A 13,032-nucleotide genomic window follows, 5' to 3' on the forward strand; every position below is an offset into this window, starting at 1 on the left:
GAGGTTGATAGGTTCGGGGTGGAAGCGCAGCAATGCGTGCAGCTGACGAATACTAATCGGTCGAGGGCTTAACTAATTTCCCCCGGTTACCCGCCGGGAAGCTAAGGATTAACGAAGCACACTTACTTTCGCATTCAGTTTTCAGGGAATAATACCTGAGCATTGCACCGCTTTCGCGATAAGCGATAGCCCGTTTGGTGGCGATGGCGGAGGGGTTCCACGCGTACCCATCCCGAACACGACCGTTAAGCCCTCCAGCGCCGATGGTACTTGGATCGCAGGATCCTGGGAGAGTAGGACGTCGCCAAGCACAGATGAAACAGCCATTACGATCCGTCGTAATGGCTGTTTTTGTTTTGCTTTTCGGAGCAAGTTAGGCATGATAATACGAAAAATCGTGATCGTTTTGGCGGACAAGACCGGCATTGGATTGCTTGCGAAGGCTATATAATACCGCGAGTCGCGGCAGCATGACCCAGAGGTGCACCGTAGCGACGTTTACAATGGCGTACAGAGGGATCCATGGACTAAGCAGCCCAACGAAGCAGAAGCCGATCCAGAACAAGTGAACCTGCGTTTGGCGGAAGATGCGCCAGGTCATGAACTGAGGCGGCATGAAGCCAATGAATGGTAGCTTCATTTTCACAATCCAACGCTTCTGTGCGGACCGCATGATCGTTTGATGGAAGATAGACATAATGACGTAATGTATAAGCCCGACCATGATGAAGCCGGCTCCATAATAAAGAAGACTGACGATGGGCCAGATAACGCTGTCTACCATCGGAACGATGGCAAGAAGCAGGATATAGCTATAGAGCAAAGCGGGACGAAACGTTATTTTACGCACCAATTTATACTGATAGACGGTCGTATCGCCGGTTTCGGGAACGGTAGTGGGTAGAGTCATGATGGCACCTGCTTATGAGCCGCTTCGCTGCGGCGATATTTGTTCGTACGTAGGTCTTTGGTCGAAGGGCTAGGATCAGAGCTTATATTACTATTAATATCGGCCAGACGAAGGACAATCAATATATTATTTTTGCTTTGCGGAATGGGGATTGTCGGGTCTGGACTAACACCTATGCGGTTTGCGCCGCATACGTTATAGGGCAGTACGGGGTAAACGTTTAAACTTTTTGGTGTTTTCAAAGTTTAAAAGAATAGATTTTGTGGCATAATAATAGGAAAATGAAACGGGGTGACGGCAATGGAGGACAATCGGCCGAAAAACAAATGCATCATCTGCGGGCTCGAAAAGCAGGAAGGCATCGTCATCATTTCGGAGTTTATTTGCGACACGTGCGAAGCGGAAATGGTGCAAACGGACGTCAAGGACGCGAAATATCCTTTTTTCATTCATCAGATGAAGCAAATCTGGTACAAGAAAGACGCATAACCGTTAAATCGCAACGCGGAAGGGGTTCCATCAGGGAAGTCCTTATTTTTTTGTGTTACAATAGGTACAAAAATTCGGAAGGATCGACACGATGGATCGGAACAGTGCGCCTCTATATGAGGCATTGGTTCTATACGGCTTGCGTGAGGCGACAACCTTTCACGTACCTGGACATAAAAACGGCAAGGCGCTGAACCCGCTTGGGGCTGATCGGCTGGCTGCCGTGATGGGCATCGACGTGACGGAAATCGCGGGCTTGGACGATTTGCATCATCCGGAAGGCGTGATTGCCGAAGCACAGCGTCTGGCGGCGGAATGTTTTGGCGCGGAGGAGACGTGTTTTCTCGTTGGAGGCAGCACGGTGGGCAACCTGGCGTTCATCACGGCATTGTGCGATCGGGACGATGTGCTGCTTGTTCAGCGGAATGTACATAAATCGGTTCTGCATGGGTTAATGATAGCCGGAGCGAAGGCGGTGTTTCTCCCGCCGGAAACGGATGAAGCATCTGGCTTGGCGGCAGGAGTCAGCCTGGAATCCGTCGATAAAGCGCTGCAGATGTATCCGGAAGCTAAAGGCGTTTTCCTAACGAATCCGAACTATTACGGCATGGGCATGAATCTGAAGGCTATCGCCGAACGCGTACATGCGTACGATAAACCGCTCATCGTCGATGAGGCGCATGGAGCGCACTACGGCATGCACCCGGAGCTGCCGCCTTCGGCTTTGCAATGCGGCGCGGACGGCGTCGTGCAATCGACGCACAAAATGCTCGCGGGCATGACGATGAGCGCGATGCTGCACATGCAGGGGCCGCTGGTCCTCCGCAACATCGTCAAGGAGCGGCTCGCGATGCTGCAAAGCTCCAGTCCATCGTATCCGTTGATGGCATCACTGGACTTGAGCCGCCATACGCTGCATACGCGCGGTACCGACAGCTTCAGCGAAGGGTTGAATGCGGCAAGGTCATTCCGCCGCATGTTGCAAGAGCTGCCCCCATTTGGCGTGCTGCCGGAACAGCGGCTTCAGGGCGCTTCACGTCAAGCCTTCACAACGATGGATCCGTTCAAAATCGTCATCCATGATGAAACCGGCACCTTATCCGGTTATGATTTGTTGGAGCAGCTCGGTACCTATCAGTGTGTCGCCGAAATGGCCGATATGCGGTACGTTGTTCTCGTATTCAGCTTAGGGACGACGCTGAGCGATGCAGAAGCGTTATACACAGCGTTGAAACGAATAGCGAAGCAATATGGACTAGGTAACAAACCGGAAGCCATGGCAACTCCGCAGCCCGCAGAAACGCTCCCACGTTGGAATGTGATCTCGGAGCCCGTACCGTTCCGGCTATCGTTCAGTCGGTCGTCGGATCGGGGAGACATGGCTGAAAGCGCGATTGTATCCATCCCCGTGGATGAAGCGGTAGGGCAGGTAGCAGCGGAAATGGTTATTCCGTATCCGCCGGGCATTCCCGTGTTGTACAAGGGGGAGCGCATTACGGCTGAGACGGCTCGTTATTTGGTCGCACTGGCCAAGGAAGCGGAGAAAGGTATGGTCAAATGCCAGGGAGTCCATGACCCAACGTTAAGAACATTGCGTATATATAATGAAGCAACAGAAAATGATGAAAATAAAGAGAACAGGGGCATACCGTCACATGAGTAAAGGCTGGTTTATATCGTTTGAAGGCGGAGAGGGCGCAGGCAAATCTTCGTTGATCGTCAGGCTGGAGCAGGAGCTTCGCAGCCGGGGAATGGAAACGATCGTAACCCGCGAGCCGGGCGGGATCGAGATTGCCGAACGAATTCGTGCAGTTATTCTGGATAAGCAGCATACGGCCATGGATGGCCGTACGGAGGCGCTGCTCTATGCGGCGGCACGCAGACAGCATCTTGTCGAGAAGGTGATTCCCGCTTTAGAGCAGGGCAAGATCGTCTTATGCGACCGTTTCATCGACAGCAGCTTGGCCTATCAGGGCTATGCTCGCGGTTTAGGAATCGACGAGGTGATGTCGATCAATGCTTTTGCCATCGACGGCATGATGCCGGACATGACGATTTATTTGGATCTCGATCCTGAGCTCGGCTTACAGCGGATTCGTGCGAATGAGGATCGTGAGGTGAACCGGCTGGACCTGGAAGCGATCGGCTTCCACAAGAAAGTGAGAGAAGGGTACCGAATCCTTGCGCAGCGCTATCCGGAACGAATTTTCAAGGTCGACGCGGCACCCGAGCAGCAAGCGGTATTTGTAGCCGTTTTGACGCTAATAGAACGGGAATTTGCAAAAAAACGGCTCAAATAAAGGATTTTCGCAGGTTCATGTCAAATATTATATTGTAATACCGGACTCATGGTTTGATTATTGACGAATATGTCGCCAACGAATAGGACAATGAATCGCAGATCAACTTTTATTCTCTAGGGAGGTTTTTGGAATGAAATTGGTCATTGCCGTAGTACAGGATAAGGATAGCAACCGGTTGTCCATTGCACTCGTGAAAGCGGGTTTCCGCGCAACGAAGCTGGCTAGTACGGGCGGTTTCTTGCGTGCGGGGAATACGACGTTTCTGATCGGGATCGAGGATGAGCGCGTCACCGAGGTCATGCAGGTCATCAAATCGAACTGCAAGGTGCGGGACCAGCTTGTAACGCCGGTTTCGCCAATGGGGGGAACAACGGATTCCTACATTCCGTTCCCGGTCGAAGTACAAGTAGGCGGCGCCGCGGTGTTCGTTATGCCGGTAGAGCGATTCGAGCATTTTTAAAACGATGCGCCGACGAGGATGGCACAAGCCGTTTATCCTTGCAACAGATGATATCCTATCGTAGACAGTAATGAGGCTTTTCTATAGAATGAAATTGACGGCGGTTTCGCGTCACGAAGAATAGGCAAGCAGGATAAGAGACAAGGAGCCGTACGGCATGAAAATCAATCCGGGCTTTCGGCCGATGGGCCAAGGAATACAGATAACGGATAACACGAACTTGCAGCAGATCCAGCCGAGAGCGTTTAACGACGTCATGCAGCAGCACGCGCAGCAGGCGACACAAGAGCAGCTTTCGCTTAAGATGCAGCAAATTCAGCTGCAGGGGGAGCGCCTCGCCAAGTCGATGACGATTCGCGAGCTGCGCGCCTATAAGCAGCTGGTCAAGCAGTTCCTTGAAGATACGGTTCGCCGCGGCGTCGGCATCAAGGATACCAAAGGCTGGGATCGGCGTGGGCGAGGCAAACGGTATAAGCTGCTTGCGGAGCTCGACTCGGCGCTGCTGGCTATGGGCGACGATCTGCTCGAGACCGAACAAGGACGTATCGATCTGTTGCAAAAAATCGGCGAAATCCGCGGATTGTTAATTAATTTATTTTTTTAGCGGGGCGAATAAGACATGTCATTTGAAGCAATCGTCGGACAGCAGCGGGCGAAGCAACTGCTGCAGAACGGGCTGCGGGGCGATAAAGTATCGCATGCGTACCTGTTCAGCGGCCCTGCGGGAACGGGAAAGCGGCAAATGGCGCTCGCATTCGCGCAAGCGTTATTTTGTCTCGAACGAAAGGACGATGCGTGCGGGACGTGTATCGAATGCCGGAAGATCGAACACGGGAATCATCCGGATTTGCACATGGTCGAGCCGGATGGGGCTTCGATCAAAATCGATCAAATCCGAGAGCTGCAGCGCGAGTTTTCCTATCGCGCCAAAGCGCAGCAACCGAAAGTGTATATCATGCTGCAGGCGGAGAAGCTGACCGTCCAAGCCGCCAACAGCTTGCTTAAATTTCTCGAGGAGCCGGCGGCAGACGTTGTTGCGATTCTCATTACAGACAACGGCAATGCCGTGCTGCCGACCATCCGTTCTCGGTCGCAATGGGTCGCCTTTACGCCGCTTTCGCCGGATGAAATGATTCCGGTGCTGCTTGGCGAAGGACATCCCGAGACGTTGGTCCGCTGCGCCGTTCACCTGGCCGCAGGCCTTGCGGCATGTAGGGAAATTATCCAGCGAAATGAGTTTGCAGAATTAAGAAACGTAATGATACAATTGGGGAAGGAAGCGTTAGCTAAATTTGCTTCCGCCATCGTTACGGCACAGCAAAAACTCGTCAAATCCGAGCTCATCGACCAGCTTGATACCATTCTTAGCTTGTTTGTATTATGGTTCAAAGATATGCTTCACATGCAATGCAATCGACGAGGAAGTATCGTTTTCATAGATCAAATCGAGTGGTTGACTGGGCATGCTTTCTCACGCAGCATGGCCGAATGGGTCGCCTGCATGGAGCAGGCGGTCGAAACGCAGAAAAGGCTCCGCTATCATGCCCAGCCGCAGCTCGCATTTGAGCAATTCATTATGGGAATACAGAGGCAGGGGGGGTAGTGCTTGTATAATGTCGTAGGCGTCCGCTTCAAAAAAGCGGGGAAAATCTATTATTTCGACCCGACGCATTGGCCGGTAGACAAGGATCAGAGCGTCATCGTCGAAACCGCGCGCGGCATTGAATACGGAAAAGTCGTTATCGGTAAAAAAACCGTAGGCGAAGCCGATGTCGTGTTACCGCTCAAGAAGGTAATCCGAATTGCAGACGACACAGACGCGCGTGCGGTAGAGGAGAACAAAGCCGCAGCCAAAAATGCGTTTGCAATCGGTTTGGATAAAATCAAAGAGCATGGACTCAAAATGAAGCTCGTTGACGTGGAATATACGTTTGACCGCAACAAAATCATTTTTTACTTTACCGCCGAAGGGCGCGTCGATTTTCGCGAGCTGGTCAAAGATTTAGCCGGCATCTTCCGTACCCGAATTGAGCTAAGACAAATCGGCGTGCGCGATGAAGCGAAAATGCTCGGCGGACTCGGTCCGTGTGGACGAATTCTTTGCTGTTCCTCGTGGCTCGGCGATTTCGAGCCCGTATCGATCAAGATGGCCAAGGATCAGAGCTTGTCGCTGAATCCGACGAAAATTTCAGGCCTGTGCGGCCGGTTAATGTGCTGCTTGAAGTTTGAGCATGACAATTATGAAAGCGTGAAGGACGAGCTGCCTTCTGTAGGCAAGCTGGTCGTTACATCGTATGGAGACGGCAAAGTCGTGGGTATTAATGCGGGCGAGCGTACCGTACATGTGCAATTGTTCGAAATCGGCAAAGTCAAAGAGCTTCCGTTTGACGATGTCGTTGTTCAATAAGGAACGAAGCAGCCTTAGAGGATTTGAAAAATAGAGCGTGAGATGGAATGGCGAAGAGGTCTGTCCGCACGCGGGCAGATCTCTTTTTACCAGAATAGAATTTATAAGTTTTCCGAAGATAACGATCGCTCATCTTATGTTGAAGAACTTCGATTGAAGGAATAGCTCGGATACCGGACAATAAAGTTCGGCAGCTCGTCCGAGATGTTTCAATGGGAGTTTTTCTTATAATATAAAAATAACCTACCGCTGAAAAGCGGTCGCTCATCTTTGAATGACTTCGATCGAAGTTTTTCTTACCACAATAGAATTTATAAGTTTCCGCAGATAACGTAATGACCTAAATTCGATTTGGCAAGAGAAGCTTCCTCTAAGACACGAATGTATCATCATCGAAAGGGCTTCGATTAGAATTAGAAGCTTCTCTTAACGCTAAAGAAAGTTGATTTTGATGAAGCAATAATGCGAAAGAGAACTTTCTTTACCAAGAATAAACTACCGCTGAAACGCGGTCGCTCATCTTTGAATGACTTCGATCGAAGTTTTTCTTACAATTGCGGGGTGGGAATCGTGGATAAAAAAAATATTTTCCAAGAAATCGATCAAATCGAATCGCACATGGGCGAGCTCCATGGCAATCTGGGGACCTTGAAGCAAACAATCAAACAGCTGCTTGAAGAGAACCAGAGGCTGCGCATAGAAAACCAGCAATTGCGCAAAATATTAAAAAAAGAGTCGCAGTCAAGCTATGCACAATCGGCTAACGGCGAGACCGAAGAGGCTTCGATCGATGCTGAAGAAACGCCGATAGTTGATGTTGAGGCGTCGTTGAAACTGCCGGAGGAGCGTACGGCCAAAGAGATCAAGATCGCTGCGGCTACCGGCGAAGGATACGATAATTTAGCGCGTCTGTACCACGAAGGGTTTCATATATGCAATGTATATTACGGACATTTAAGAACCGAGGGCGATTGTTTGTTCTGCTTGTCGTTTTTGAATAAATAAAGAAACCGTAGGAGCTGTCGGCCTACGGTTTTTTTGCTAGGAGAGGGAATAATGGATAACGTAGCATTGAAGGATACGGAACGGCTTGACGACCTATTGACACATCAGTTAAAAATCATACAAAGCAACGAAGTATTCAGCTTTTCGATGGATGCGGTGCTTCTGGCCAGGTTCTGCTCCGTTCCCGTACGGGGGAGAATCATGGATTTGTGCACGGGCAACGGGGCCGTGCCGCTGCTGCTCTCGACGCGAACGAAAGCGTCCATCGATGCGGTCGAGATCCAAGACCGCTTGTTCGATATGGCGGCGCGCAGTGTCCGATTGAACGGGCTGGAAGGACAAATCCGCATTCATCATGGAGATTTGCGGGCATGGCGTGATCCTGCGCTGCATGGCGTTTATGACCTCGTTACGGTGAATCCGCCCTATATGCCGGTTCAGGCGGGCGATCAGAATACGAACGCGCATTATGCGATAGCCCGGCACGAAATGCATTGTACGCTGGAAGACGTGGTCGCCGCCTGCAGCTGGCTCGTCCGTACCGGAGGCAAGGTGGCGATGGTGCACCGTCCATCGCGGCTTGTGGAAATATTGGCGGCAATGAGCAAGCACCGGCTGGAGCCGAAACGGATACGGTTCGTCCACCCGCGTGCGGGTGCCGAAGCGAACATGGTGCTGATCGAAGCGATCCGGGACGGTAAACCGGAGGTGCGGTTGCTGCCGCCGCTGATCGTATATCGGGATCATCAGGAATATTGCGACGAGCTGCTCGACATTTATTATGGCGGAAGCAGTCGGCTGTCGGATGATGGCGAGTCCGTTGTCCCGCAAGAAGCGGATAAGAACCCTGATATCACGGAAGAATGGACGAAATCAACCGGGCCAAATGGCTATTTCACATCGCAGAAGAAGGAGGGAGAGACGGAATGACTTTTCATGTGCAAAAAAGTTTTCGCAATCGCGCAAGCGATGGGTCGGATGCGAAGGGAGCGCAGGAGCCAGGGACGTTATATTTGGTCGCTACACCGATCGGAAACCTGGAAGACATGACGTTCCGAGCCATTCGAACGTTGAAGGAGGTCGATCTCATCGCCGCGGAAGATACGCGGCAGACGCGCAAGCTGCTGACGCATTTCGAAGTGGCGACGCGGCTCGTCAGCTATCACGAGCATAACAAACAATCGAGCGGGCCGGAGCTGATCCGGATGCTGGAGGAAGGGAGCTCCATTGCGCTAGTGAGTGACGCCGGACTGCCTGCGATCTCCGATCCCGGCGAAGACCTTGTCCGGCTTGCGGTGGAGCGGGATATCGCCGTTGTGCCCATACCGGGCGCGAACGCCGCTTTATCGGCGTTGATCGTATCCGGCTTGTCGACCGGCCGGTTCACCTTCGTTGGCTTTCTGCCACGCGAGAAGAAACCGCTGGAGGAAGCGCTGACCGGCTTGAAGCGACTGGAAGGATCGTTATTGTTCTACGAATCGCCGCACCGCGTGAAGAAAACGTTGGAGGCGATGAGACGCGTGATCGGCGACCGTCAGATCGCTTTGGCCCGCGAACTGACGAAGCGATATGAGGAAATTATACGCGGGTCAATTGCAGAGTGTCTCGAATGGATGGAGGAACACCCGCCTCAAGGCGAGTACTGCATTGTAGTGCAAGGTGTGGAAGCGGGAACAGCAGCCTTGGCCGTGGCCGGTGGAGAAAGCGATGAAGCTGTATGGTGGCAGGCTCTGACGGAGGAACAGCACGTTGCGCATTATGAGCAGCAGGGGATGAACCGCAAGGAAGCGATCAAACTGGCGGCCGTCGATCGCAAAGTACCGAAACGCGAGTTATACAACCGGCTGCATCAAACGTAGAAGCCGGGCACCCGGCTGCAATTGCATCATCCTGCTGAGCGTTTCCGCTTGTGTCGCCGGAGCAGTGTTTGCGAAATGCATCAAGCAAGCCGCTAGGCCATTAGACTGCGAGTTAAGTCAATCCTAGCGGCGGAACATTTGCGAAGTGTTATTTTTGCACAAAAAGATGCCCTTGCCGGTGATTCCCAAAAAAGATGGGCCGGACAAGGGCACAAGGAGTATGAAAAAGGTTAGAATTAACATACTCGGGTAACAAACTAATGCTCAACAATTCTATTATATACTATTTTTTCGATTTTGTCTTATTATTTTGCAACGGGAACAGGCATTTCCGATAAACAGCTGTTGCAAACGATTTTTCCTTTGAAATACGTAACATTTTCCGCGTTGCCGCAGAAGATGCAAGCCGGTTCATATTTCTTCAGCATGATGCGCTCGCCGTCTACATAAATCTCAAGCGCGTCTTTCTCGCCAATACCCAGCGTGCGGCGCAGTTCGATCGGAATTACAACACGGCCCAGTTCATCAACTTTTCTTACAATACCAGTGGATTTCATCATTTCAATTTATCTCCTCTCAAGTACAAATGATTATCGCCATGATTCGACAAACACTTTAGTTTAATGATACCAACCTTTCCCAAAACAGTCAACATCAAATTTGCTAGAATTGGAGTTAAATGTTGGTATAAAATATGGATAACGCAAGCTGCGAAAGGGATTTTCGCGATTCCGTAAATTGGATTGCGCGTTTCCGTAAGGTGATTTTCTGGAAGAGTTTACATGACATGTTTCGACAAACAAAGACTTTATACTTACTGAAAATTGTCGAAAACAGAGGTCTAAAGTCCTAATAAATTCGACACGGTTTGATGAAAAGGAGGCAATGCTCATGGATCACCATCCGCTCCCCGAAGAAAAAGTGTTCAAAGATCCGGTGCACAAATACATTTATGTACAAGACGGTACAATTTGGGACCTCATCAACACCAGGGAGTTTCAACGTTTGCGGCGGATCCGCCAGCTCGGCACCTCGTATTTGACATTCCACGGGGCGGAGCACAGCCGATTCTCTCATTCGCTCGGTGTTTATGAAATTACGCGTAAAATCATTTCGCAATTCGAGCGCAATCAGCATCCCGACTGGCCGAAGGAGGAACGATTATTGTGTCTTTGCGCAGCGCTGCTGCACGATATCGGACACGGGCCTTTCTCACACTCGATCGAACAAGCCTTCGACATGCATCATGAGGATTGGACCATCAAGCTTTTGCTTGGCGACACGGAGGTGAACCATGTCTTGCGCCGGGTTTCGGAATCGTTCCCGCAGCGCGTTTCCGAAGTGATCGCCAAAACGTACAATAAGCCGATCGTCATCAGCCTCGTATCGAGCCAATTGGACGCGGACCGGATGGATTATTTGCTTCGCGATGCCTATTTTACCGGCGTCAATTACGGAACGTTCGACTTGGACCGGATTTTGCGCGTGCTTAGGCCTTTCAAAGGAAAAATCGTCGTTAAGGACAGCGGCATGCATGCGGTGGAAGATTATTTGATGTCGAGATACCAAATGTACTGGCAGGTCTACTTCCACCCGGTTACGCGAAGCTCGGAAATCATACTTCGACAAATATTTCGCAGGGCGAAACAGCTTTATGGGGGTCGTTATTCGTTTCAATTCCTGCTCGAACCGCTGCCGTCGCTATTCGAGAATACGATGACGGCCGAGCAGTATTTGATGCTGGATGAAGCGCTGATCCAAACGCTGTTCATGCAATGGACGAAGGAGCGGGACCCGATCCTATCCGATCTGTGCATTCGATTTCTCGACCGAAAGCTGTACAAATATGTCATATCGGACGTCATCGACGGGAAATTGATCGAAACGATCCGCGATAATATGCGCCAAATCGGCATCGATCCCGATTATTACTTCGAGATTGATTTTCCTTCCGATCTTCCGTATGATGTTTATCGGCCTGGGGAAGCTGAGGAGAAACCGCCGATTTTACTGCTCGGCGATCGCGACAAGTTGACCGAAATCTCGCGAAAATCGGAGATCGTCCGCTCGATCAGCGGCATCCATATGGGGAAACATCACTTCTATTATCCTGCGGACATGTTATATGAAGAAAGACAAAATTTGAAGCCGGAAGTCCGGAAATTTTTCGACATAGAATGAGGAGGACAATCATGTTAATCGACACGCATACGCATTTGGATTCGCCCAAGTTCGACGATGATCGCGAGGAAGTAATCGCGCGCGCGCTGGAGCAGGGCGTAACCAAATTAATCAATATCGGATTCAACCGCGAAACGATCCCGACGACGATGAAGCTTGCCGAAACCTACGATTTCATCTACGCCGTCGTTGGATGGCATCCCCAAGATGCGATCACTATGGAACCGGGCGATTTGGAATGGATCGAATCGCTAGCGAAACACCCGAAGGTGGTGGCGATCGGTGAGATCGGGCTAGATTATTATTGGGACACGTCGCCGCGGGACGTGCAGCATCGCGTATTTCGGGAGCAAATCAGGCTCGCTCGCAAGCTGAACATGCCGATTGTCATTCATAATCGGGATGCGCATGAGGATATTCTGAGGTTGTTGAAGGAAGAGAAGGCCGGAGAGGTCGGCGGGGTCATGCACAGCTTCTCGGGGAGCTGGGAAACGGCCAAGCAATGTCTCGATATGGGTTTTTATATTTCGTTCGGGGGACCGATCACGTTCAAGAATGCGGTTCAACCGAAAGATGTGCTCTCGAAGGTGCCTCTGGACCGTCTATTGGTCGAGACAGATAGCCCTTATTTAACTCCTCACCCATTTCGTGGAAAGCGAAACGAGAGTGCTCATGTGAGACTAGTGGCGGAGATGGCAGCGGAAATAAAAGGAATTTCTCTCCAAGAAATCGCGAAAATAACGAGCGAAAACGCCGCCCAAATATTTACATTTTCACAAAAATGAAAGAAATACAGAGATCTTCTTAAATATGACGAAATAATTAATGCTTTTGTTTCAAAAATTCACGAAATTTCGCTGCTTTTTCATCAATTTTACCGAAAAACGGTTTTTTGCCGTTCTTTACACCGATGGTGGAATCAGGTTATCATTCTTTTCAGAACGTTAATATTGTTTGCAATTTCCAGTATCGCTGAGTCTCCAGTAGGAGAACGGGGGAACCACGTACGGCTGCTTATCCGATAGTACGCCGTGTGCATTCATTAGGGGTGAATTTTGCAAGCGATCATTTTTGGCCATATGCCGAATGTGATTGCGTTGCGAATAGGGCGACTCTCACGTCCGAATCCGTCAGCTAACCTCGTAAGCGTGCCAGGGAGAGGAAATTTCGTGCTGCCAACCTTCCTATGTGTTTTTGACGTCACCGGAAGCCGCGAAAGAGTATCCTCTTATCGCCGGCTTCTTTTATTTTGAATATCGAACAAGCGGGGTTCATACAGTTAAGCATGGGAGGTGGACTGTACCAGCTTGCACACCGGATTAGCAGCTTCGATCGGATCGAACTGCGGATCTGGGAGTAAAAAACGATAGTCGCGTCAGGATGAACTCATGTTACACTCGGGCGGCGGGGCTATGAAG

General features: G+C 50.6%; 14 protein-coding genes, 1 rRNA gene and 1 riboswitch. Of the genes, 13 read left to right on the forward strand and 2 right to left on the reverse strand.

Annotated elements, in window-relative coordinates; all coding sequences use genetic code 11:
- Nucleotides 1-193: 193 nt before the first annotated feature.
- Nucleotides 194-310, forward strand: a 5S ribosomal RNA gene (gene rrf / locus AC0LWM_RS27860).
- A gap of 63 nt (nt 311-373) precedes the next feature.
- On the opposite strand, the gene AC0LWM_RS27865 is transcribed toward rrf, so the two are convergent.
- Complete coding sequence (locus AC0LWM_RS27865) at nt 374-910, reverse strand: hypothetical protein (RefSeq protein ID WP_474678302.1); 537 nt, start codon at nt 908-910, stop codon at nt 374-376.
- A 300-nt stretch (nt 911-1,210) separates the two neighbouring features.
- Between AC0LWM_RS27865 and AC0LWM_RS27870 the strand changes: the two genes are divergently transcribed.
- From AC0LWM_RS27870 to rsmI, 10 genes are all read left to right on the forward strand, one after another.
- Complete coding sequence (locus AC0LWM_RS27870) at nt 1,211-1,399, forward strand: sigma factor G inhibitor Gin (RefSeq protein ID WP_474678303.1); 189 nt, start codon at nt 1,211-1,213, stop codon at nt 1,397-1,399.
- Nucleotides 1,400-1,490: 91 nt separating this feature from the next.
- Nucleotides 1,491-3,062, forward strand: coding sequence for an aminotransferase class I/II-fold pyridoxal phosphate-dependent enzyme (locus tag AC0LWM_RS27875; protein ID WP_474678304.1), 1,572 nt, complete (start codon nt 1,491-1,493; stop codon nt 3,060-3,062).
- Nucleotides 3,055-3,699, forward strand: a complete 645-nt coding sequence (gene tmk, locus AC0LWM_RS27880; RefSeq protein ID WP_474678305.1) for a dTMP kinase — start codon at nt 3,055-3,057, stop codon at nt 3,697-3,699. The genes AC0LWM_RS27875 and tmk overlap by 8 nt, the downstream gene beginning before the upstream one ends.
- A 133-nt stretch (nt 3,700-3,832) precedes the next feature.
- A complete protein-coding gene (locus tag AC0LWM_RS27885) occupies nt 3,833-4,162 on the forward strand; it encodes a cyclic-di-AMP receptor (RefSeq protein WP_474678306.1) in 330 nt (109 codons plus the stop codon).
- 157 nt (nt 4,163-4,319) lie between these two features.
- The gene (locus AC0LWM_RS27890; RefSeq protein WP_474678307.1) at nt 4,320-4,766 is read left to right on the forward strand and encodes a YaaR family protein; all 447 of its coding nucleotides are present in this window, start codon (nt 4,320-4,322) and stop codon (nt 4,764-4,766) included.
- A gap of 15 nt (nt 4,767-4,781) precedes the next feature.
- Entirely contained in the window at nt 4,782-5,765 is a 984-nt protein-coding gene (gene holB, locus AC0LWM_RS27895; RefSeq protein ID WP_474678308.1) for a DNA polymerase III subunit delta', read from the forward strand.
- 3 nt (nt 5,766-5,768) lie between these two features.
- On the forward strand, nt 5,769-6,569 hold the full coding sequence (locus AC0LWM_RS27900; protein ID WP_474678309.1) for a PSP1 domain-containing protein: 801 nt from the start codon (nt 5,769-5,771) through the stop codon (nt 6,567-6,569).
- Nucleotides 6,570-7,139: 570 nt separating this feature from the next.
- Complete coding sequence (locus tag AC0LWM_RS27905) at nt 7,140-7,574, forward strand: initiation-control protein YabA (protein WP_474678310.1); 435 nt, start codon at nt 7,140-7,142, stop codon at nt 7,572-7,574.
- A 51-nt stretch (nt 7,575-7,625) separates the two neighbouring features.
- Nucleotides 7,626-8,504 (forward strand): tRNA1(Val) (adenine(37)-N6)-methyltransferase, encoded by an 879-nt coding sequence (locus tag AC0LWM_RS27910; protein WP_474678311.1) that lies wholly within the window; start codon nt 7,626-7,628, stop codon nt 8,502-8,504.
- Entirely contained in the window at nt 8,501-9,433 is a 933-nt protein-coding gene (gene rsmI / locus AC0LWM_RS27915; RefSeq protein WP_474678312.1) for a 16S rRNA (cytidine(1402)-2'-O)-methyltransferase, read from the forward strand. The genes AC0LWM_RS27910 and rsmI overlap by 4 nt, the downstream gene beginning before the upstream one ends.
- Before the next feature lie 305 nt (nt 9,434-9,738).
- On the opposite strand, the gene AC0LWM_RS27920 is transcribed toward rsmI, so the two are convergent.
- Nucleotides 9,739-9,993: an AbrB/MazE/SpoVT family DNA-binding domain-containing protein gene (locus tag AC0LWM_RS27920; RefSeq protein WP_474678313.1), complete on the reverse strand. Its 255-nt coding sequence runs from the start codon at nt 9,991-9,993 to the stop codon at nt 9,739-9,741.
- Nucleotides 9,994-10,324: 331 nt separating this feature from the next.
- On the opposite strand from AC0LWM_RS27920, the gene AC0LWM_RS27925 reads away from it, so the two are divergent.
- On the forward strand, nt 10,325-11,614 hold the full coding sequence (locus tag AC0LWM_RS27925; RefSeq protein WP_474678314.1) for an HD domain-containing protein: 1,290 nt from the start codon (nt 10,325-10,327) through the stop codon (nt 11,612-11,614).
- A gap of 11 nt (nt 11,615-11,625) precedes the next feature.
- Nucleotides 11,626-12,399 (forward strand): TatD family hydrolase, encoded by a 774-nt coding sequence (locus tag AC0LWM_RS27930; RefSeq protein ID WP_474678315.1) that lies wholly within the window; start codon nt 11,626-11,628, stop codon nt 12,397-12,399.
- 175 nt (nt 12,400-12,574) lie between these two features.
- Nucleotides 12,575-12,778: riboswitch (cyclic di-AMP (ydaO/yuaA leader) on the forward strand.
- Nucleotides 12,779-13,032: the final 254 nt, after the last annotated feature.

This window comes from Paenibacillus sp. sgz302148 (assembly GCF_056120465.1).